This is a genomic window from Dyella sp. RRB7, assembly GCF_022761115.1.
In the GTDB taxonomy this organism is placed as follows: domain Bacteria; phylum Pseudomonadota; class Gammaproteobacteria; order Xanthomonadales; family Rhodanobacteraceae; genus Dyella.
This window is the reverse complement of record NZ_JAKWJS010000003.1, coordinates 259,669-281,072: the sequence shown is the minus strand read 5'-3', so window position 1 is coordinate 281,072 and position 21,404 is coordinate 259,669. Positions and strand designations below refer to the sequence as shown.

Genomic DNA, 21,404 nt, shown 5'->3' with positions numbered 1-21,404 from the left:
CAGGGAATCGGCTAGCATGATGGGGCTCATGCCCAACGATCCTGTCCCAACGCCTCCTGTCGCCCTTTCGCCCTGCATCGGTATCTGCCGGCTCGATGCGCGTGGTTACTGTATCGGTTGCCTGCGCACCGGCGATGAGATTGCCCGCTGGCGCGGCATGGATGACGGCGAGCGTCTTCGCGTCATGCGCGATGTGCTTCCTGCGCGCAAGCTTCCGTGATGGGTGAAGTGCTCACCGAGCTTGGCTCCGCCTTGCTGCCGCTGTCGTCGCCGCCGACCGGCGCAGGCTGGAACCACAAAGACATGGCGGAGCTGCTGGGCAACGTGCCCCGGCGCCCGGCGGCGGTGCTGGTCGGCCTGCGCGAGGGCGTACAGCCGCGCCTGGTGCTGACCGTGCGTACCGATCACCTGCAGGACCACGCGGGCCAGGTGGCGTTTCCGGGCGGGCGTACCGATCCGGATGACGCCGACGCGGTCGCTACCGCGCTGCGCGAGAGCGAAGAGGAGATCGGACTGGCGCGCAAGCTGGTGACGCCGCTGGGTTTCCTCGACCGTTTCGAGACCGTGAGCGGCTACTGCATTACCCCGGTGGTGGCGCGCATCGACCCGGAGGCGCGACTGTACCCGGCGCCGGCCGAAGTGGCCGAGGTGTTCGAAGTGCCGCTGTCGTTCTTCCTTGATCCGGCCAACCTGCGTCGCTACACCATGGAGTTCCGCGGGCATCGCCGCGACATGGTGGAGTTCGTGCACGGCGGCCATCGCATCTGGGGCGCCACCGCCGCCATGGTGTTCAATCTGCTGCAGAGGCTGGGGCGCACATGACCCTCAAGACCACGCTGATCGAGGTCGATGAACTGGCAGCGTTGCCGGTGGACGCCGTGCTTATCGTCGATTGTCGCTTTGAATTGATGGCGCCGGGCAACGGCCAACGGGATGTCGCCAAGGGCGAGCGCGATTATCGCGAGGGACATATTCCCGGCGCGGTATACGCCAGCCTCGACCGCGACCTCTCCGATCTCTCGCGACAGGCCGAAGGGCTGGGTCGGCATCCATTGCCGCTGGAGACGGCGTTTTCCGAGGTTTTGTCTCGCTGGGGTTGGCGGCCCGGCCTGCAACTGGTGTGTTACGACGCCGCTGGCGGTTCGCTCGCTGCCGCGCGGTTGTGGTGGCTGCTGCGTCTGGCGGGCGTGCGTGAAGCCGCCGTGCTGGATGGTGGTTATCCCGCCTGGTTGGCGGCGGGATTGCCGGTAGCCTCAGGCGAGGTGGTCCGTACGCCCAGCAAGGTGACGCTGCATTTCGATGCCACGAAGTATCTGTTGGATCACGCCCAGTTGCTGGGTGTGCCGCAGCGGGTGTTGCTCGACGCCCGCGCGGCGCCGCGCTATCGCGGTGAGGTGGAGCCGATCGATCGCGTGGGCGGCCATGTGCCGGGCGCGTTGAACCGGCCGTTTTCCGACAACCTGGGCGTGGATGGCCGCTTCAAGCCTGCCGATGTATTGCGCCGGGAGTTCCTCGAACTGCTCGGCACGCATGCGCCGCAGGACGTGGTGCACATGTGCGGCTCCGGCGTGACCGCGTGCCACAACCTGCTGGCGATGGAGCACGCCGGGCTGGCGGGCTCGCGGCTGTATGCGCCCTCGTGGAGCGGCTGGGTCAGTGCCCCGGGCCGCCCCGTGGCCAAGGGCTGACTCAGTCCTTCTTCTTGAGGCGCGCCACCAGCTGCTGCAGCACCGCCTGGGTTTCCGGGTGGAAGTAGGCGTCGATGAACTGGTCGATCGGCAACGTCTCCGGGTGTGCCCATGCGCTGGTAAGGTCGGCTCGCGCGATGGCGCGCGTGGTCAGCATCGCGTTGGAGGGCAGGGCCAGCATGCCCTGCAGCCAATGGATGGAGCGCGTGACGACCTGTTCCACGCCGGTGAGCTCGTCCACCAGGCCATAGGCCAGCGCCTCGGCTGATTCCACCATCGCGCCGGCCACCATCAGGCGTTCGGCGCGATAGGGGCCCACGATGCGGCGCAGCGCGAGCTGGATCGACTCCGGCACCACCAGGCCCACCTGCACTTCGTTGAGACCGATGCGGAACGGGCCTTCCGCCATCACGCGGTAGTCGCAGAACAGCGACAGCACCGCGCCGCCCGCCGGGCTGTGGCCGGTGATGGCGGCGACGATGGGCACCGGCGAGGTGGCCAGTTTCGAGCCGGTGAGGAAGAATTCGCGCCAGAACTCGCGCACGCCATCGCGGTCGCGGCCCAGCAGGGACGGCACGTCCACGCCTGCGGAGAACAGGCCCGGGGCGCCCGACAGCACCAGGCCGCGCGCACCGGCGGCAAGCGCGCCATCGACGGCATCGCGGATGGCGCGCAGCAGGTCGATGTTCAGTGCATTGACCGGCGGACGCGCCAGGTTGATCTCGGTGATGGCGTCGTGCGTGATGACGTTGAGCATGGGCAGGCCCGTGAGCTGGAGGATGAGAAGAGAGCGGCGAGAGTAGCAAACCCGGCTGCGGGCCGCTGTTTTCCCTCGCCGCCTATGCGCTGCTCAGTCCTGGGGCTGCTGTTCCGCGGTCCACTGATAATGCACGGCGTAATCCAGCGTGGCCTTGCCGCCGGCAGGCACGTTCACCTGGAACTCCAGCGTGTCGGTGGTCTGCTGGCTGGGCTTGAGGCTGGACGATGCCAGCGTCCACTGGCGCCAGCGCGAGGGATGTTCGCGGATGGTGATCGTGCGCGCGCTGTCGCCGGCATTGGTCAGCGTGATGCGGAAGGCTTCGTCGAGCGTGCGGCCGGCCTTGTCCACGTTGAAGGCGGTGCGCTCACGCTCGCCGCGCAAGTCGAATGCCGTGCCGAGCGTGATGTGCGCGTCGCTGCCCTTGGGCGTGTCGTTGATGCGGCCTTCGCCGATGAATTGCGGCGTGCCCTGGCGGTCGGCCGCCAGCACGCGCAGATAGCCGGTGGGGAGGCTGTCGAACGCACGCAGTTGCAGCGTGCTCACGATGGCGCTGTTGCCGCCCGCCGCGTAATCACGGTTGATCATCGGCTGGGGTGGTACCCAGCCACCGGCGTTCTCGTAGAGCGCGGTGCGTTCGCAGTCGAGCGTGCGCGTCGCGTACAGCGGCACCTGGCTCACGCTGCCATCGGGGAGGTCGACCGGAGCGGGCAAGGCGTAGGTGCGGTAATCGGCGAGCGAGGACTGCTCGGGCAACTCGGCGCTGTCCACCTTCGCGCGCGCCGCGTACGCCGCCATCGGGCGCGGTGCGGAGGGCTTGGCGAACTGGGGCTCGCCCGCCACCAGGGTCAGCTGCACGCCAGACCAGTCGCGGCCGCTGCGATTGGCGATGCTGGCGCGCGATTCGAATTGCAGCTTGCAGCTGTTGCCCGGCTGCAGGGTGCCGACATAGGCGGCGCGCCAGCCCAGGCCGCCAGTGGGATAGCTCAGGATGGCGCTGGCGGTGCCGGCATGGCTGGCGTCGACGCGCAGTTCCAGGCTGGAGCCGGTCTGGAAGCTGCCCTGCGCGCGCACGGCGGCGAACTCGCGGATAAGGCTGCTGCGCCCCGAGGCATCCTGCACCAGCAGGCCGTCGCCGGCGCGCAGCAGAGTGCCGCTGGCGAGTGGTTGTCCGCTGGTGGCCAGTACGTCCACCGGCTGGCCGATCAGGCTGCCGAGCGCGGCGTTCTGGCCTTGTCCCAGGCGCAGGCGCTGGGAAACCACCTTGGCGGCGCCGCCTTCGACGCTTAGTGCCAGTGCTTCGGCGTCCAGGTATTGCGGCAGTCCGCCGAGGCTGATGTCCTGCAGGCCGGCCTTGAGCTGCAGCTGGCGCGGCTCGCGCGCCACCGCATAGCCCGCCTGCACGCTGCCGTTGTCGGCGGCGCTGAACAGGGCGGCATCGTCACTGCGGTAGAGGGTAAGGCTGGTGGGCGCGCTCGCTGCCGTCGCCGCCGTGGCGACGCTGGCGGCGATGGCAAAGGCGAGGGGGCACAGGGGAAGCTTGCTCACGGTCGAACTCCTTTCGGGTGGTCGCCGTGCATGTTACGGATGTCGCGTGAAGCTACGACATCCGTCGCGTCGAACGGGTTAACCCCGAATGCCGGCGCCGCCGTTCAAGCAGCGCCTTCCGCCGCGTCGCGGATCGACTGTGGCAGCGGTACCGTCTTGCCGGTGGCGGGGTTCATCCACACCATCACCACGCGTCCATCGCTGTACAGGCGCTCGCCGTCAGCGGCGTCGAGGATGCGGTGGGCAAGGGTGATGGAGCTGTTGCCCAGCCGTTCGCAAGACAGCTCGACATGCAGTTCGGCGGGCCATTCGATCGGCCGGCGGTAATTGATCTCGCTGGCGGCGAGTACCGGCATCGAATGCTCGTCGAACCAGCCCGGCACATGCCGCAGCCACTGCAGCCGCGCCTCCTCCAGATAGGTGAGGTAGTTGGCGTTGTTGACGTGGTTGAACGCGTCCAGGTCGCGCCAGCGCACGGTGATGGGCGCGACGTAAAGCCGCGTGGCCGATGCCGCGGTGGCCGGGGTGCTGTCCGTTGCCTCGGTGTGCCCGGCACGCTTGCGTTTCGCGGGCGCCGTATCGCTGGAACTCATGCCGTCTTCTTCCGTAATGCGGGTTTGCTCTTGCCATTGCTCTCGACCTTGGCGGGCTTGGCCGGCTTCATGTCCAGATGCGGGGCAAGGAAGTGTCCGGTATGCGAGCCCGGCGTGGAAGCCACCGTCTCCGGCGTACCCGACACCAGGATGCGGCCACCGCCGGCGCCGCCTTCCGGGCCGAGATCGACCAGCCAGTCGGCGGTCTTGATCACGTCGAGATTATGCTCGATCACCACCACCGTGTTGCCCTGGTCCACCAGCTGATGCAGCACGTCGAGCAACTGCTCGATGTCGTGGAAGTGCAGGCCGGTGGTGGGTTCGTCGAGAATGTACAGCGTGCGGCCGGTATCGCGCTTGGACAGCTCCTTGGACAGCTTCACGCGCTGCGCTTCGCCACCCGAGAGCGTGGTCGCGCTCTGGCCGAGCTTGATGTAGTCCAGGCCCACCGCGCGCAATGTTTCCAGTTTGCGCGCGATGGTCGGCACGTTCTCGAACAGCTTAAACGCGTCTTCCACGGTCATGTCGAGCACGTCGGCGATGGTGTGGCCCTTGTAATGCACTTCCAGCGTTTCGCGGTTGTAGCGCTTGCCGTGGCAGACATCGCAGGGCACGTACACGTCCGGCAGGAAGTGCATCTCCACCTTGATCATGCCGTCGCCTTCGCACGCCTCGCAGCGGCCGCCACGCACGTTGAAGCTGAAGCGGCCCGGCGTATAGCCACGTGCGCGCGCCTCGGGCACTTGCGCGAACAGTTCGCGCAGCGGCGTGAACAGGCCGGTATAGGTGGCCGGGTTGGAACGCGGCGTGCGACCGATCGGCGACTGGTCGATGTCTACCACCTTGTCGAACAGCTCCAGCCCCTCGATGCTCTGGTAGGGCGCGGGCTGCGCGCTGGCGCCGTTCAACTCGGCGGCGGCGAGGCGGAACAAGGTGTCGTTGACCAGCGTGGACTTGCCCGAGCCCGAGACGCCGGTGACACAGGTGAACAGGCCGGCGGGAATCGCCAGGTCGACGTTCTTCAGATTGTTGCCGCTGGCGCCCTTGAGGTGCAGCCACGAATCGGCGTCGAGCTGCTGGCGACGCTCGGTGGGCACCTTGATGCCGCGCTTGCCGGACAGGAACTGGCCGGTGACCGAGCGCGGCGAGGCGAGTACGTCTTTCAGCGTGCCCTGCGCCACTACCTCGCCGCCGTGCACGCCGGCACCCGGGCCGATGTCGAGCACGTGATCGGCCATGCGGATGGCGTCTTCGTCGTGCTCGACCACGATCACCGTGTTGCCCAGGTCGCGCAGGCGCGTCAGCGTGCCCAGCAGGCGCTCGTTGTCGCGCTGGTGCAGGCCGATGGAGGGTTCGTCGAGCACGTACATCACGCCGACCAGGCCCGCGCCGATCTGCGAGGCGAGGCGGATGCGCTGCGCCTCGCCGCCGGACAGCGAATCGGCCTGGCGATCCAGCGTCAGGTAGTTGAGGCCCACGTCGTTGAGGAAGGTGAGGCGCTCGCGGATCTCCTTGATGATCTTCACCGCGATCTCGCCGCGCCAGCCGGTAAGCGTGAGCTTCTCGAAGAACGCCAGCGCGTCGTCGATCGAGCGCGCGGTCAGCGTGGGCAGCGCGTGGTCGGCCACGAACACGTTGCGCGCCGAACGGTTGAGGCGCTGGCCGTGGCATTCGGGGCAGGGCTGGTCGCTGATGTACTTGGCCAGCTCCTCGCGCACGGCGGGCGATTCGGTTTCCTTGTAGCGCCGCTCCATGTTCGGCAGGATGCCTTCGAACGCATGCTCGCGGGTGACGCGGCCGCCGCGCTCGGTGATGTAGCGGAAGGCGATCTTTTCCTTGCCGCTGCCATGCAGGATGGCCGTTTGCACGCCGGCGGGCAGTTTCTGCCACGGGGTGTCGACATCGATGCCGTAGTGCGCGGCCAGCGACAGGATCAGCTGGAAGTAATGCGCATTGCGGCGATCCCAGCCACGCACCGCGCCATTGGCCAGCGACAGCTCCGGATGGGCGACCACGCGCGAGGCGTCGAACACCTGCGTCACGCCCAGGCCATCGCACGACGGGCAGGCGCCCACCGGCGAGTTGAACGAGAACAGGCGCGGTTCCAGTTCCGGCAGCGAGTAGTCGCACACCGGGCAGGAATAGCGCGAGGAGAACAGCTGTTCCTTGGCCGACGGATCGTCCATGTCGGCCAGGATCACCAGGCCGTCGCCCAGCCGCAGCGCCGTCTCGAACGACTCGGCCAGCCGCTGCTTGATGTCGTCGCGCGGACGGAAGCGGTCGATCACCACCTCGATGGTGTGCTTCTGGCGCAGGGTGAGCGGGGGCACCGCATCCAGGTCGTACACGGCGCCATCGACGCGGGCGCGCACGAAACCCTGCGCGCGCAGCTGGTCGAACACCTGTACATGCTCGCCCTTGCGCTCGCGGATCACCGGGGCCAGCAGCATGTAGCGCTTGTCCGGGTCCAGTGCCAGCGTGCTGTCCACCATCTGGCTCACCGTCTGCGCTTCCAGCGGAATGCCGTGGTCGGGGCAGCGCGGTGTGCCTACGCGGGCGTAGAGCAGGCGCAGGTAGTCATACACCTCGGTAATCGTGCCCACGGTGGAGCGCGGGTTGTGCGAGGTGGATTTCTGCTCGATGGAAATGGCCGGTGACAGACCCTCGATGTGGTCCACGTCCGGCTTTTCCATCATCGAGAGAAATTGCCTGGCGTAGGCCGACAGCGACTCGACGTACCGGCGCTGGCCTTCGGCATAGATAGTGTCGAACGCCAGCGACGACTTGCCGGAGCCGGACAGGCCGGTGATCACGATCAGCCGGTCACGAGGCAGATCCAGGTCGATGTTCTTGAGGTTGTGCGTGCGCGCGCCGCGTATGCGAATGGTGTCCATGTCGCCCGGGTGGGGTGGAGAGGGGGAAAAACTGCACTATATCAAACTAACCAGGTTAGTTATTGGCTGCGTGGCTGCCTGTCGGCCATCTTCAGGGAAGGCGGCGCCGACTATGGCTTAATAGGATCTTTGGCCGGCTTCCGGCCGACGCAGCGATATAGAGAGTGCGGATGGTCAAGTGGATGAAATGGGGCGCCGCGGTGGCGCTTGCAATGGCCGGCGGCCAGGCGATGGCGACGGCGGCTCCGGCCAGCGAGGAACAGGTGCGCCAGCTGATGGATGTGGTCGGCGTGGGCAAGATGCTGGCCCAGATGAACACCCAGGCGGTCACCACCCTGCAGCAGTCGATGCCCTGCGTGTCGCCCGACTTCTGGCAGAACTACATGGACGCCAGCCAGACCCAGCTGTTCATCGGCCGGCTGGTGCCGGTCTATCAGCACCACTTCACCGCTGACGAGCTGGATGGCCTGCTCAAGTTCTATCGTTCGCCGCTGGGCCAGAAGGTCATCAACGAGATGCCCACCACCATGGCCGAGGCCAATCAGGCGGGCCAGCAGTGGAGCCATGAGCGCAGCGCGCAGATGATCTCAGAACTCAAGCAGATGGGCAGCCTGGACGCCAATGGCCGCTGTCCGGCCAAGATCGCCACCGCTAGTGCCGGCATCGGCGCGGCCGCCCTTGCCGGTGGCGTGGCGCTGAAGGCCACGGACGACGACGCGGAAGAGGCGCCGGCCAAGGCCGCCTCGAAGGCGCCAGCGAAGACCAAGCCCAAGGCGCCGGCCAAGAAGACCACCAAGGCACCCGTAAAGAAGGCCGCCACGCCCTCCAAGGCACCGGCCAAGGCCGAAGCCAAGCCAGCGACCAAGGCTCCCGCCAAGGCCGCCGCTGGCGCCACGGCCACGCCGGCCCAGAACGGTCAATGACCGGCTGTCCGGCGGCTGTCTCGCGATGGGTGGTCAGTAATTGACCACCGCCAGCCGGCCTCGCTATACTCCGCAGTTCGCCAGTGCCGCTTTTCGCCTGGCGAGCCCAAGAGAATAACGACAGAAGGGATAATCCCATGAGTTACGCAGTCATCAAGACCGGCGGCAAGCAGTACCGCGTTCAGCAGGGCGACGTCCTGCGCGTGGAGTTGCTGAACGCCGAAGAAGGCGCCGCCTTCACCTTCGACCAGGTCCTGCTGGTCGGTGCCGGTGAGTCGATCACCGTCGGTGCGCCCACCGTGGCCGGTGCCACCGTCAGCGCCACCGTGCGCAAGCACGGCCGTGCCGACAAGGTCCGCATCATCAAGTTCCGCCGCCGCAAGCACCACAAGAAGCAGCAGGGACATCGTCAGCATTTCACCGAAGTCGAGATCACGGGCATCAACGCCTGAGCAACTGGAGCATTGAGTCATGGCACATAAAAAAGGCGTAGGTTCCAGCCGCAACGGTCGCGATTCGAACCCGAAGTACCTCGGCGTCAAGGTGTACGGTGGCCAGGCCATCGAAGCCGGCAACATCATCGTGCGTCAGCGCGGTACCAAGTTCCATGCCGGCACCGGCGTGGGCCTGGGCCGTGACCACACGCTGTTCGCGCTGGTCGACGGTACCGTCGAGTTCAAGACGCGCGGCGAGAACAACCGCAAGTTCGTCAGCGTCGTCAAGGGTTAATTCCCGGCGATGCTGCAGCGAAGGCCCCGCCTTGGCGGGGCCTTTGTTTTTTCTGAGAGAGGGCCAGGGGTTGGGGCGGAAATAAGCCGGTCCGGTAATCCCTTATGATGCACTGAGCTGCGCCCGCTTCCCGTTCATCACCCCTGGATCTCCCCATGAAATTTGTCGACGAAGCCATCATCAAGGTCCAGGCCGGTGACGGCGGCAACGGTTGCATCAGCTTCCGTCGCGAAAAATTCATTCCCTTTGGCGGCCCGGACGGCGGCGACGGCGGCAGCGGCGGCTCGGTGTGGCTGGTGGCCGACGAAGGCCTCAATACGCTGATCGACTTCCGCCACCAGCGTTCGTTCAAGGCCGAGCGCGGCCAGAACGGCATGGGCAGCCAGATGTACGGCAAGGGCGGCGAAGACACCTTCATCCGCGTGCCGGTCGGCACCGTGGTGACCAATGTCGATACCGACGAGATCATCGGCGACCTCACCCAGCACGGCCAGCGCCTGCTGGTGGCGCAGGGCGGCAAGGGCGGCCTGGGCAATATCCACTTCAAGAGCTCGGTGAACCGTGCGCCGCGCAAGTCCACGCCGGGCACGCCGGGCGACGTGCGCGAGCTGAAGATGGAGCTGAAGTTGCTGGCCGACGTGGGCCTGCTGGGCTTCCCCAATGCCGGCAAGTCCACCTTCATCCGCGCCGTGTCCGCGGCCACGCCGCGCGTGGCCGACTATCCGTTCACCACGCTGCACCCCAACCTGGGCGTGGTCAGCCTGGGCACGGACCAGAGCTTCGTGATTGCCGATATTCCCGGCCTGATCGAGGGGGCGGCCGATGGCGCCGGCCTGGGCATCCAGTTCCTGCGCCATGTGTCGCGCACGCGCCTGCTGTTGCACGTGGTCGACATCGCGCCCATCGATGGCGCCGATCCGGTCGAGCAGGTGCATGCGATCGAACAGGAGCTGGCCAAGTTCGATCCCGAGTTGCTGGAGCGCCCGCGCTGGCTGGTGCTGAACAAGGCGGACGTGCTGCCCGAGGATGAGCGCCAGGCCGTGGCCGAGGACATCGTCGCGCGCCTGGGCTGGACCCAGCCGTGGTTCCTGGTCTCAGCCATCGCCCGCGAGAACACCATGCCGGTATGCCAGCAGGTGTGGCGCTTCCTCGAGGCGGAGCATATGGCGCGCGAGGAGCGCGACGACATGCTGCCGGGGGATGTGCGGCGGCGTGGGGATGGCGCGGCGGAGTAACGCCGCGGTCGCGGGTGTCGCATGACGAAAGCAAGGCGGCCCCGGGTCGCCTTCTTTTTTGCCGTCATTCCGGCGAAAGCCGGCATCCAGTGCCTTTGGAGGCGCGGGTCTGCAGCCTAATCGACGGGTTTAAGTCGCTGGATTCCGGCTTTCGCCGGAATGACGGTTGTGGGCCCAAGTTTCGCGCGCACACAAAAAAGCCGGCTTGCGCCGGCCCCGCTCTTCATCCAACACAAAAAAGCCGGCTTGCGCCGGCCTCGCTCTTCATCCAACACAAAAAAGCCGGCTTGCGCCGGCTTTTTCGCCAACCCGATTGTCGCGTAAACCTGGCTTACGCCAGCTCGCGGATCTTCGCGTTGAGGCGGCTCTTGTGGCGAGCGGCCTTGTTCTTGTGGATCAGGCCGCGGGCGGCGTAACGATCCATGACGGGCTGCGCGGCGGCAAAAGCCTCGACGGCGGCAGCCTTGTCCTTGTTCTCGATGGCCTTGACGACCTTCTTGAGGGCGGTGCGCACCATGGAACGGGCGCTGACGTTGCGCAGGCGGCGCTGCTCGGACTGGCGCGCGCGCTTCTTCGCGGACTTGATGTTGGCCAAGGTAGAACTCCGGAATTGCTGGGTTGGAAAAAGACGGCAATTATGCGGCCAATGCGCCGCAGCGTCAACAGCTTAGCCGTTTGTCAAGGTGCTCCGCCCGGTGTGGCGCCATCGGTAGGGCGTCGGGGTGGGGCAGGCGGGCTGCATTATGCCACGTTTGCGTCGTGATCTCGCCCACAACCGCTGTCACACTATGCGCCTTTCCGGGCGGGGAGTCGGTTTCGACGCGGCCGGTATCCACTCAAGCATAGGCGTCGTCAGAGGCATGAAGTCTCCCAGCATGTTCCGTGGGCTGCTGTCGTTCAGCAGCATGACCATGATTTCGCGCGTACTCGGTCTGGTCCGGGACATGTCCATCAATGCGGTGTTCGGCGCCAATGCGGCGACGGACGCGTTCTGGGTGGCGTTTCGCATTCCCAACTTCATGCGCCGGCTGTTCGCGGAAGGCTCGTTCTCCACCGCCTTCGTGCCGGTGTTCACCGAGGTGAAGGAAAAGCGCAGCCATGAGGACCTCAAGCAGCTGATGTCCCGCGTATCGGGCACGCTGGGTGGCGTGCTGCTGGTGATCACCGCGCTGGGCGTGATCTTCGCGCCCCAGGTGGCTTCCTTGTTTTCGCAGGGGGCGGCAGATACGCCGGAGAAGTTCGCGCTTACGACCCAGCTGCTGCGCCTTACGTTTCCATTCCTTTTGTTTGTATCGCTGACCGCACTTTCCGGCGGTGCGCTCAATAGCTTCCATCGCTTCGCGCTGCCGGCGCTGACGCCGGTGATCCTCAACCTGTGCATGATCGGGGGCGCGCTGTGGCTGTCGCGCCATCTGAATCCGCCGATCATGGCGATGGGCTGGGCGATCCTGGTGGCGGGCATCCTGCAGCTGCTGTTCCAGATGCCATCGTTGCGCGGGCTGGATCTGCTGACCTTGCCGCGTTGGGGCTGGAGCCATCCGGACGTGCGCCGCATCCTCAAGCTGATGGTGCCGACTCTGTTCGGCTCCTCGATCGCGCAGATCAACCTGCTGCTGGACACGGTGATCGCGGCCTACCTGATGACCGGGTCGCAGAGCTGGTTGTCGCAGGCCGACCGTTTCCTGGAACTGCCGCTGGGCCTGTTCGGCGTGGCGCTGGGCACGGTGATCCTGCCGTCGCTGTCGCGCCATCACGTCACCACCGATCGGGACGGTTTCTCCAAGGCGCTGGACTGGGGCTTGCGCATCACCTTGCTGATCGCGGTGCCGGCGATGTTCGCGCTGATGCTGCTGGCCAAGCCGCTGGTGGCGACGCTGTTCCAGCACGGCCAGTTCACCCCGTTCGACACGCGCATGGCGACGCTGTCGATCACCGCGTTGAGTTTCGGCCTGCCGGCGTTCGCGCTGGTCAAGGTAGCGCTGCCCGCGTTCTACGCGCGCCAGGACACCAAGACGCCGGTGCGTGCCGGCGTGGCCTCGCTGGTGGCCAACATGGGGCTCAACGTGCTGTTCGTGGCCTTGCTGTTTGGCTTGTGGGCCACGCCGGCGCAGAAGCAGCTGCCGTGGCTGGATGGCGTGGCCGCTGTGCCGGGCCTGCACATGGCGCTGGGCATGGCCAGCGCCATCGCCAGCTATATCAATCTGGGCCTGCTCTGGCGCTGGTTGCGGCAGGCGGGCGTGTATCAGCGCCAGCCGGGCTGGGCGCGCCATATGCTGCGACTGGTGCTGGCCTGCGCGGTGATGGTCGCCGTGTTGCTGCTGGGCATGTGGCTGTGGCCGGACTGGACCGAGGCGCCGAAGTGGACCCGCGTCTGGCATCTGGCCGTGCTGGTGGCGGCCGGTGGTGGCGCCTATGTGGTGACGCTGTTTGCGGCGGGCTTCCGGCTGAGCGAGTTGCGGGGCGTTTGACGTCAATCCGGGCGCGCCCTACGCGTCATCCCCGCGAAAGCGGGGGGGCCAGTGCCTTGGTCTTGTGATTTGGCGGGAAGTCACTGGATCGCCGCTTTCGCGGGGCCTGCAGAACGCAGGTTGCCAGTCTCCAGCCGCTATAATCGGCGGATGATGAGACTTTCCAGGGATGTCGCCGGCACCTGTCTGGCTCCCGGCGGCAGCGTAGTGGCCGTTGGTGCGTTCGATGGCTTGCATCGGGGTCACCAGGCCTTGCTGGCGCAGGTGCGTGAGCGAGCGGACGAACTTGGGCTGACGCCGGTGGCGGTGAGCTTCGAGCCGTTGCCGCGGGCCTATTTTTCGCCGGAGCCGGTGCCGCGCCTGTCCAGCGTGCGCGAGAAGCTGCGCGGCTTCGATGCGGCCGGCATGCGGGAAGTGCTGCTGCTGCGCTTCAATCGCGCGCTGACCGCGATGTCCGCCGAGGATTTCGTGCGCCGCGTGCTGGTGGATCGGCTGGCCGCGCGCGAGGTGTGGGTGGGCGGCGACTTCCGCTTCGGCCACAAGCGTGGCGGCGATGTCGCCCTGCTGGAGGCGATGGGTGCGGCGAACGGTTTCGTGGCCCGCACCATGCCCGCGGTGCTGCTCGATGGCGCCCGCGTCTCCGCCACGCGGGTCCGCATGCTGCTGGGGGCGGGGGAATTCGCCGGGGCGGCGCCGCTGCTTGGCCGTCCGTTCGTGATCGAGGGCAAGGTGGAGTACGGCCATCAGCTGGGCCGCACGCTGGGCTATCCCACCGCCAATATCCACCTGCGTGACCGTACCAGCCCGGTGCATGGCATTTTTGCCGTGCGCGTGGGGTTGGGCGAGGGCGAATGCAGTTGGCCCGGCGTGGCCAGCCTTGGCAGTCGGCCGACCGTCAACGAGGTGGCCGAGCCGCTGCTGGAAGTCCACCTGTTCGATTTCGATGGCGATCTCTACGGCCAGCGCATGGCGGTGGAGTTCGTGGCCAAGTTGCGCGACGAGCAGAAATTCGACGGCCTGGAGGCATTGAAGGCGCAGATGGCGCTCGATGCGCGCCAGGCGCGCGAGGTGCTGGGCATGAATCCTCGCCTGAGCGAGGCGTAGCCGGCGCAAATCCGGTAACGTTCGCGTTTCCGCCCAGCCCGGGCGGCGTGCACCGAAACATCAACGGCAGCGGCCGGGCCGCGCCAGCTACCACCCGACGGCACTCAGGCAATGACCCAGGATTACAAGAACACCATCAACCTGCCGCAGACGGATTTCCCGATGCGTGGCGACCTGCCCAAGCGCGAGCCCGTGTGGCTGGCCGATTGGCAGCAGGCCGGGCGCTATGAGCAGATCCAGCAGCATGCTGCCGGACGCGACAAGGTGTTCGTGCTGCACGATGGCCCGCCGTATGCCAATGGCGCCATTCACCTGGGCCACGCGGTCAACAAGGTGCTCAAGGACGTGGTGGTGAAGTCGCGCCTGCTGGCCGGCTATCGCGCGCCCTACGTGCCGGGTTGGGATTGCCACGGCCTGCCGATCGAAATCGCGGTGGAAAAGAAGTTCGGCAAGGCGGGCGACAAGCTCGACGCCGCGGCCTTCCGCCAGAAATGCCGCGAGTACGCGCAGCAGCAGATCGACCTGCAGCGCGCCGACTTCAAGCGCCTGGGCGTGCTCGGCGACTGGGAACACCCGTACCGCACCATGGACTTCAAGTACGAAGCCGACATGGTGCGCGCGCTGGCCAAGATCGTCGCCAACGGCCACGTGGTGCGTGGCGCCAAGCCGGTGTACTGGTGCTTCGATTGCGGCTCGGCGCTGGCCGAGGCGGAGATCGAATACGCCGACAAGTCCTCGCCGGCGGTGGATGTGGCCTATGACGCCGTGGACCCCAAGGCGCTTGCGCGGAAGTTCGGCGTGGATGCGGGCGACGCCGTCGTGGCCATCCCGATCTGGACCACCACGCCGTGGACGCTGCCGGAAAGCCTGGCGGTGTCGCTGGGCGCCGATCTCGACTACGCGCTGATCGAGGCCAAGCCGCGCGATGGCCAGCGCGTGCTGCTGGTGGTCGCCACCGCGCTGGTGGAGAAAGTGGCGCAGCGTTACGGCCTCGACGACGTGCAGGTGCTCGGCCAGGTCGCCGGCCAGGCGCTGGAGCACACGCTGCTGAAGCATCCGTTCTACCCGCGGGAAGTGCCCGTGCTGCTCGGCGAGCATGTCTCCGCCGAAGACGGCACCGGCGCCGTGCACACCTCGCCCGACCATGGCGTGGAAGATTTCGTGGTGTCGCGCCAGTACGGCATCGACACGCTCAATTACATCGAAAGCCGCGGCACCTTCCGCGCGGATACGCCGGCGGCGCTCGACGGTACGGTGATCGCCGGTCTGCACGTGTGGAAGGCCAACGACGTCATCGTCGAACTGCTGCGCCGCCGTGGCGTGCTGCTGGCCTTCGCCAAGATCGAGCACAGCTATCCGCATTGCTGGCGCCACAAGACGCCGGTGATCTTCCGCACCACGCCGCAGTGGTTCATCAGCATGGAACAGCAGGGCCTGCGCCAGACCGCGCTCGACGCGATCAAGCAGGTACGCTGGGTGCCGGGCTGGGGTGAGGAACGCATTGCCGGCATGGTGGGCGACCGTCCCGACTGGTGCATCTCGCGCCAGCGTACCTGGGGCGTGCCGATCGCGTTGTTCGTGCACAAGGCCACGCAGGAACCGCATCCGGACAGCGTTGCGCTGCTGGAGCAGGTGGCCAAGCGCATGGAGCAGGGCGGCATCGATGCGTGGTACGCGCTCGATGCGGCCGAGTTGCTGGGCGACCAGGCCAAGGATTACGAGAAAGTCCTCGACGTGCTCGACGTGTGGTTCGATTCCGGCGTGAGCCATTTCGCCGTGGTCGGCCAGCGCCCGGAGCTGCAGCAGGGCAAGGCATCCAGCTACAAGGTGATGTACCTGGAAGGCTCCGACCAGCATCGCGGCTGGTTCCAGTCGTCCTTGCTCACCTCGGCGGCGATGTTCGCGCGCGCGCCGTACCAGGACGTGCTCACCCACGGCTTCACCGTGGATGCGCAGGGCCGCAAGATGTCCAAGTCGCTGGGCAACGGCATCGAGCCGCAGGACATCATGAAGACGCTGGGCGCGGACATCCTGCGCCTGTGGATCTGCTCGACCGACTACCGCAACGAGATGTCGCTGTCGGACGAGATCCTCAAGCGCGTGTCCGACACCTATCGTCGCATCCGCAACACCGCGCGCTTCCTGCTCGGCAACCTCGATGGTTTCGATCCCACCAGGCACCTGGTGCCGGTGGAAGAAAGCCTGCTGCTGGACCAGTGGGCCGTGCAGCAAGCCTATGACGTGCAGCAGGCCGTGACGGCCGCGTATGACCGCTACGACTTCCCCGAGATCGTGCAGCGCGTGCAGAACTTCTGCACCAACGAACTGGGTGCGCTGTACCTCGACATCACCAAGGATCGTCTCTACACGATGCCGACCGACAGCCATGGTCGCCGCAGCGCGCAGAGCGCGATGTACCGCATCGCCGAGGCGCTGGTGCGCTGGCTGGCGCCGGTGCTGAGCTTCACCGCCGAGGAAATCTGGCGGAGCCTGCCGGGCCAGCGTGGCGAGAGCGTGCTGTTCGAAACCTGGTACGAGGGCCTGGCCGCCACGCAGGGTTCGCCGGAACAGCGCCGCTACTGGTCCGATTTGCTGGCCATCCGCGACACCGCTTCGCGCGTGCTCGAAGGCATGCGCAAGAGCGAGCAGATCGGCGCCTCGCTGGAAGCCAAGCTGGCGATCCATGCCGATCCGGCTATCGTGTCGCGCTATGCGCCGGCGGCCTCGGAGCTGCGCTTCTTCTTCATCACCTCGGACCTGCGCCTGGACCTGGCCGGTGGCCAGCCCGCCGACGCGGTGCTTACCGAGCTGGAAGGCGCCGATGTCTGGGTCTCGGCCACGGTGAGTGACGCGGCCAAGTGCGTGCGCTGCTGGCATCGCCGTGATGACGTGGGCACGCATCCCGCGCATCCGGAGTTGTGCGATCGCTGCATCAGCAATGTGGAAGGGCCGGGCGAAGATCGCCGCTGGTTCTGACGCGCTACATGCTCATCCCCCCTGTTTTCAGGGGCGAGGTGGGGAGGGGACGAGCGTGCCTGCCCCCTCCCCAGCCCTCCCCCGCAAGCAGGGGAGGGAGTCTCATCGCCTACGAATGTAACTTCCCTTTGAGTCCTGCATGAACCCCAAGCCCAACGCACTTCCCTGGCTGTGGCTTTCCGCAGCCGTCATCGTGCTCGACCAGCTCAGCAAGTGGTGGGCCCTGAGCGCGCTGCAGCCGGCCGGCGTGCCGCATCCGGTAGTACCGGGGTTGCTCAACTGGACGCTGGCCTTCAACCGGGGCGCAGCCTTCAGTTTCCTCGCCAGCAGCGAGGGCTGGCAGCGCTGGTTCTTCGTGCTGCTCGCCGTGGTGATCAGCGCGGTACTGGTGGTGTGGCTGGCACGCACGGCACGTCGCGACTGGCGCACGGCGTTGCCGCTGGGCCTGATCGTGGGGGGCGCGCTGGGCAACCTGATCGACCGTCTGCACGCGGCGCAGGTCACCGATTTCATCCAGGTGTACTACCGGGAGTGGAGCTACCCGGTGTTCAACCTGGCCGATTGCGGCATCACGGTGGGCGCGGTGCTGCTGATCGTCTTCGGCCTGTTGGCGGGCAAGGCCAAGGCCTGAACGCTTCGTCACGTGCGGCCGCAGCGGCCATGCGATAATGCGGACCTGTCAGCCGCCCCTGTCTGGTCCGGAGCCTTTGTGGACATCCTGCTCGCCAATCCCCGTGGATTCTGCGCCGGTGTAGACCGCGCCATCGCCATCGTCGAGCGTGCGCTCGAATCGTATGGCGCGCCGATCTATGTGCGGCATGAAGTGGTGCACAACCGCTACGTGGTGGACAAGCTGCGTGCGGCCGGCGCGGTTTTCATCGAGGAACTGAGCGAAGTGCCCGATGGTGCCACGCTCATTTTCAGCGCCCATGGCGTGTCCAAGGCGGTGCGCGAAGAGGCCGGCCAGCGCGGCCTCAAGGTGTTCGACGCCACCTGTCCACTGGTCACCAAGGTACATATGGAAGTGGCGCGGCTGGGGCGTATCGGCCGCAGCGTGGTGCTGATCGGCCATGCCGGGCATCCGGAAGTCGAAGGCACCATGGGCCAGTGGAACCGCGCCAACACCGGCGAGATCCTGCTGGTCGAATCGGTGGAAGGCGTGGCGGCGCTCGAACCGAAATTCCCGCACCAGCTGTCCTACGTCACCCAGACCACATTGTCGGTGGACGATACCAAGGCGATCATCGAAGCGCTGCGCCAGAAATTCCCGGACATCGAGGGGCCGCGCAAGGACGATATCTGCTATGCCACGCAGAACCGCCAGGACGCTGTGCGTCGCCTCGCCGATGCGGTGGACCTGATGCTGGTGGTCGGCTCGGTCAACAGCTCCAACTCCAACCGCCTGCGCGAGCTGGCGGAGAAGCAGGGCGTGCGCTCCTACCTGATCGACGGCGCCGAACACATCGAACGCAGCTGGCTCGATGGCGTCACCCGCATCGGCCTGACCGCCGGCGCATCGGCACCCGAGAAGCTGGTGCGCGACGTCATCGCCCGCCTGCAGTCGTGGGGCGCTGGCGCGGTACGCGAGCTGGACGGCGAGCCCGAGACGATCACCTTCGCGTTGCCCAAGGAACTGCGCATCGCCGGCATTACTTCTGCGAGCCTGTGATCGCCAACGTCTTGCACGGCTTCCTTCAGCTCCGTAGAATTAGCGGTTCCTCGCCGGAATAGCTCAGTTGGTAGAGCGGCGCATTCGTAATGCGTAGGTCGTAGGTTCGATTCCTATTTCCGGCACCAGATTGAAGAAAAAGGCCCGCGCAAGCGGGCTTTTTTTTGCGCGCGTTGGAGGCGATTCGGTCCTGCCGGCGCGACATCGGGGTTTTGCTATTTCTTGCGATTCCATCCCGATTTGGTTGCCGCCGCGACGGACTTGTCGCTATGGGAAAGTCCTGCGTCATTAATAAAATCCATTGATGCTATTGAATTTTTCGGCATGTGAGCGTGTTGGCACTTTGCCAGCAAGAACTTGCCGTTTGTCAGGCAAAACCTACCGCTTGTCGGCGCAAATATTTACGTTTGGCGATGATTGAGGGGATGCTCCTCCAAAGCAGGAGGGGGTATCCATGCCTATGCGATCGCGTCAGCGAGGGGTCTCGCTGATCGAAGTGCTTGTTGCCATTGTGGTCTTCAGCGTCGGCGTACTTGGCCTGGCGTTGCTGCAGATCAAGGGCGCGCAATTCACCAAGCAGGCGGGTTCGCGCAGTCAGGTGATCGTGGAGACGCGCAGCCTGGTGGATGCGATGCGCGCGAATCCTGCGGCAGCGGCAAGCCCACGCAACGCCGCCGATCCCGCTGCTCCCTCGGCGGCTGAGTGTCCTTACTGCATCACTGGCGCCACCGAGCCCAAGCCGGTGAGTTGCGGCACCAGTTGCACGCCCCGGCAGATGGCCCAGAACGATCTCGCGCGTTGGTATGCGCGGCTCGAGGCGTCCGCGCCCGGGCCAGCATCCGGCGTGCTGGCGTCGGTGACGTGGGATGGCGCCCTGGGCATGTACCGGGTGACGTCGCGTTGGTCCGGCGGTGCCATGGGTGAGGGCGCCCCCGGTGCGGACGACGATCTTTCCTACACGCTGAATTACCTGCCATGAAGCAGCGCAGATGCCGTTCGCGCCGTTGCCATCAGGCGGGTGTGTCGCTGATCGAACTGATGGTGTCGGTGTTGCTCGGCCTGATGGTGGTGGCGGGCCTGATCCAGGTGCTGATCTCCCATCGCAACGCCTACCAGATTCAGCAGGGCAACAATTTCCTGCAGCAGAACCTGCGCTTTGCCAGCGACCGGCTGGGCTGGTCGATCCGCATGGCGGATTTCTGGGGTGGCGCGAGAGCCCAGGATGTCCAAGGCGTGCTTGGCAGTGGCGGTGGCGCGTCAGGCTGCGACGCGGCGTGGGTGCTTGCCGGAAAACCCGGCGCCGCGGGCGGTGGCCTGTTTGGCTACGACGGCAAGGCCACGTTCCCGCTGTCAGGCTGCATCACGGATACCGACTATGTGGCCGGCAGCGACGTGCTGGTGCTGCGTTACGCCGACACGGATGCGTGTGACGTGGCCGATGGCGCAACGGCCGTCTCGACGAATACCTGCCAACCGTCCAGCCATTACCTGGTCACCAACGTCGGCCAGCAGGCCGCGTTGTTCGCCGCGTCGTCGAGCATTCCCGCACTGACGGGCAGCACGCGGCGCTACGTTTATCCCTATCGGGTGGAGATGTATTACCTGCAGCCTTGCTCGAACCGTGGCGCCGGTTGCACGGCAGGCAGCGATGACGGCAATCCACAACCCACGCTGATGCGCATGCGGCTGTCGGAAGACGGCACGATGGTGCGCGAGCCGCTGGTCGATGGCATCGAGCAGCTGCAGTTCGAGTACGGCGTGCCCAACGTGAACCCGGGCGATTCGGCTTCCGCGAAACAGGTCGCCCAGTACAAAAGCGCCGCCGCCATGAGCGCCACCGATTGGCAGCAGGTGCTCGCCGTGCGCATCAGCATGATCGCGCGTAGCCGGGAGCGCGATGTCGCGCTGTCCCACGCCGATACATTCGCGCTGACCGGCAGTTGCTCGTATCAGCTTGGCGACGACGGCCAATTCACGCTGACCAGCACCGGCCATGACTGTGACGGATTCGCCCTCTCGGGCGTAAACCGGCCCGACCAATACATCCGTAGCCTGCAGCAGCAAGTGGTGCAGGTACGCAACCGTATCCGTGGTGGATAACTCTATGCGTCGCTCTATCGATGTGGTCGGGCAACGGATGCAGCGCGGCATTGCGTTGTTTGTCGGCCTGGTTTTCCTGGTGGTGCTTTCGCTGGTGGCGATGATCGCCATGCGTGGCACCTTGATGGAAATGCACATGGTCAACAGCGTGGCCGCCCACGAGCGCGCGTTTGAAGTATCCGAATCGATGCGCGGCATACCAGTGGCGCTGTTCGACGAACACACCTTCAATCGCGGTTGGCCGATGGCCGCCATGGGCGGAACGGTGGCCGATGCCAGCTATGGCGGCTTTCCCCAGTGCGGCACCCGTCCGGTAGGCAGCAATGGCGTGAGCTGCGATGTACTGAAGGCCACCAGGATCAGGCCGGACGCCGTGACCGGCCTGGTGAACTTCTATGACATCGCTTTCAAGGATGGCGAGAAGCCTTATGACCCATCCACCTGGATGGTCACCACGGAGGACGTCAGTATCGACGTCTGCAGCAGCGGCAACTGCACCAGCGGCGGCCAGGCGCGGATCTGGATTCGCCCGGATGGCACGGCCCTGAGCGAAGGCAGCGGCGCCGCCCAGGCAGCGGGCTATCGCGGCGAGGGCAATTCGGCCGCGAGCGGCGGCGGCGCCATGTACTTCCAGATTCTCAGCGAGGGCAGCGCGGATTCCGCCCGTGCCGTCACGCTTTCCCAGTATCGCCAACGCATCAGCAACTAGGGCCGCGACCT

At 66.2% G+C, this 21,404-nt stretch carries 18 protein-coding genes, 1 tRNA gene and 1 pseudogene; 15 read left to right on the top strand and 5 right to left on the bottom strand.

The window, feature by feature from the left end:
* The first annotated feature begins 16 nt into the window (after window positions 1-16).
* Together MJ606_RS10260 and MJ606_RS10255 are read left to right on the top strand one after the other, a co-directional pair.
* Window positions 17-822 (top strand): annotated as a pseudogene (locus MJ606_RS10260) (CoA pyrophosphatase).
* A complete protein-coding gene (locus tag MJ606_RS10255) occupies window positions 819-1,688 on the top strand; it encodes a sulfurtransferase (RefSeq protein WP_243049418.1) in 870 nt (289 codons plus the stop codon). Before MJ606_RS10260 ends, MJ606_RS10255 begins: the two are co-directional and overlap by 4 nt.
* A 1-nt stretch (window position 1,689) precedes the next feature.
* Here the strand turns inward: MJ606_RS10255 and MJ606_RS10250 are convergent, their stop codons facing one another.
* From MJ606_RS10250 to uvrA, 4 genes are all read right to left on the bottom strand, one after another.
* Window positions 1,690-2,445 (bottom strand): enoyl-CoA hydratase/isomerase family protein, encoded by a 756-nt coding sequence (locus MJ606_RS10250; RefSeq protein WP_243049417.1) that lies wholly within the window; start codon window positions 2,443-2,445, stop codon window positions 1,690-1,692.
* A gap of 93 nt (window positions 2,446-2,538) precedes the next feature.
* Window positions 2,539-3,993, bottom strand: a complete 1,455-nt coding sequence (locus MJ606_RS10245) for a DUF4139 domain-containing protein (RefSeq protein ID WP_243049416.1) — start codon at window positions 3,991-3,993, stop codon at window positions 2,539-2,541.
* Window positions 3,994-4,097: 104 nt separating this feature from the next.
* Window positions 4,098-4,586 (bottom strand): thioesterase family protein, encoded by a 489-nt coding sequence (locus tag MJ606_RS10240; protein WP_243049415.1) that lies wholly within the window; start codon window positions 4,584-4,586, stop codon window positions 4,098-4,100.
* Window positions 4,583-7,480, bottom strand: coding sequence for an excinuclease ABC subunit UvrA (uvrA, locus tag MJ606_RS10235; protein WP_243049414.1), 2,898 nt, complete (start codon window positions 7,478-7,480; stop codon window positions 4,583-4,585). Before uvrA ends, MJ606_RS10240 begins: the two co-directional genes overlap by 4 nt.
* Before the next feature lie 182 nt (window positions 7,481-7,662).
* On the opposite strand from uvrA, the gene MJ606_RS10230 reads away from it, so the two are divergent.
* The 4 genes from MJ606_RS10230 (at window position 7,663) to cgtA (ending at window position 10,367) form a co-directional block, all read left to right on the top strand.
* Complete coding sequence (locus tag MJ606_RS10230) at window positions 7,663-8,403, top strand: DUF2059 domain-containing protein (protein ID WP_243049413.1); 741 nt, start codon at window positions 7,663-7,665, stop codon at window positions 8,401-8,403.
* Between the two features lie 137 nt (window positions 8,404-8,540).
* Window positions 8,541-8,855, top strand: a complete 315-nt coding sequence (gene rplU / locus MJ606_RS10225; RefSeq protein WP_019465501.1) for a 50S ribosomal protein L21 — start codon at window positions 8,541-8,543, stop codon at window positions 8,853-8,855.
* 19 nt (window positions 8,856-8,874) lie between these two features.
* Window positions 8,875-9,132: a 50S ribosomal protein L27 gene (gene rpmA / locus MJ606_RS10220; RefSeq protein WP_019465502.1), complete on the top strand. Its 258-nt coding sequence runs from the start codon at window positions 8,875-8,877 to the stop codon at window positions 9,130-9,132.
* A 155-nt stretch (window positions 9,133-9,287) separates the two neighbouring features.
* Window positions 9,288-10,367: an Obg family GTPase CgtA gene (cgtA, locus tag MJ606_RS10215; protein ID WP_243049412.1), complete on the top strand. Its 1,080-nt coding sequence runs from the start codon at window positions 9,288-9,290 to the stop codon at window positions 10,365-10,367.
* Between the two features lie 331 nt (window positions 10,368-10,698).
* On the opposite strand, the gene rpsT is transcribed toward cgtA, so the two are convergent.
* Window positions 10,699-10,962: a 30S ribosomal protein S20 gene (gene rpsT / locus MJ606_RS10210; RefSeq protein ID WP_038616506.1), complete on the bottom strand. Its 264-nt coding sequence runs from the start codon at window positions 10,960-10,962 to the stop codon at window positions 10,699-10,701.
* A 265-nt stretch (window positions 10,963-11,227) separates the two neighbouring features.
* On the opposite strand from rpsT, the gene murJ reads away from it, so the two are divergent.
* The 9 genes from murJ (at window position 11,228) to MJ606_RS10165 (ending at window position 21,393) form a co-directional block, all read left to right on the top strand.
* Window positions 11,228-12,835 carry a murein biosynthesis integral membrane protein MurJ gene (murJ, locus tag MJ606_RS10205; RefSeq protein WP_243049411.1) on the top strand — a complete coding sequence of 536 codons (1,608 nt, stop codon included), beginning with the start codon at window positions 11,228-11,230 and terminating at the stop codon, window positions 12,833-12,835.
* Between the two features lie 150 nt (window positions 12,836-12,985).
* The gene (locus MJ606_RS10200; RefSeq protein ID WP_243049410.1) at window positions 12,986-13,939 is read left to right on the top strand and encodes a bifunctional riboflavin kinase/FAD synthetase; all 954 of its coding nucleotides are present in this window, start codon (window positions 12,986-12,988) and stop codon (window positions 13,937-13,939) included.
* 111 nt (window positions 13,940-14,050) lie between these two features.
* Window positions 14,051-16,915: an isoleucine--tRNA ligase gene (gene ileS, locus MJ606_RS10195; RefSeq protein ID WP_243049409.1), complete on the top strand. Its 2,865-nt coding sequence runs from the start codon at window positions 14,051-14,053 to the stop codon at window positions 16,913-16,915.
* Between the two features lie 139 nt (window positions 16,916-17,054).
* Window positions 17,055-17,546 (top strand): signal peptidase II, encoded by a 492-nt coding sequence (lspA, locus tag MJ606_RS10190; RefSeq protein WP_243049408.1) that lies wholly within the window; start codon window positions 17,055-17,057, stop codon window positions 17,544-17,546.
* Window positions 17,547-17,624: 78 nt separating this feature from the next.
* Window positions 17,625-18,584 carry a 4-hydroxy-3-methylbut-2-enyl diphosphate reductase gene (ispH, locus tag MJ606_RS10185; protein WP_243049407.1) on the top strand — a complete coding sequence of 320 codons (960 nt, stop codon included), beginning with the start codon at window positions 17,625-17,627 and terminating at the stop codon, window positions 18,582-18,584.
* Window positions 18,585-18,636: 52 nt separating this feature from the next.
* Window positions 18,637-18,712: transfer RNA gene (locus MJ606_RS10180), tRNA-Thr, on the top strand.
* A gap of 326 nt (window positions 18,713-19,038) precedes the next feature.
* Entirely contained in the window at window positions 19,039-19,563 is a 525-nt protein-coding gene (pilV, locus tag MJ606_RS10175) for a type IV pilus modification protein PilV (RefSeq protein ID WP_243049406.1), read from the top strand.
* Entirely contained in the window at window positions 19,560-20,684 is a 1,125-nt protein-coding gene (locus tag MJ606_RS10170) for a PilW family protein (protein WP_243049405.1), read from the top strand. The genes pilV and MJ606_RS10170 overlap by 4 nt, the downstream gene beginning before the upstream one ends.
* A gap of 4 nt (window positions 20,685-20,688) precedes the next feature.
* Window positions 20,689-21,393 (top strand): PilX N-terminal domain-containing pilus assembly protein, encoded by a 705-nt coding sequence (locus MJ606_RS10165; RefSeq protein ID WP_243049404.1) that lies wholly within the window; start codon window positions 20,689-20,691, stop codon window positions 21,391-21,393.
* Window positions 21,394-21,404 lie beyond the last annotated feature (11 nt).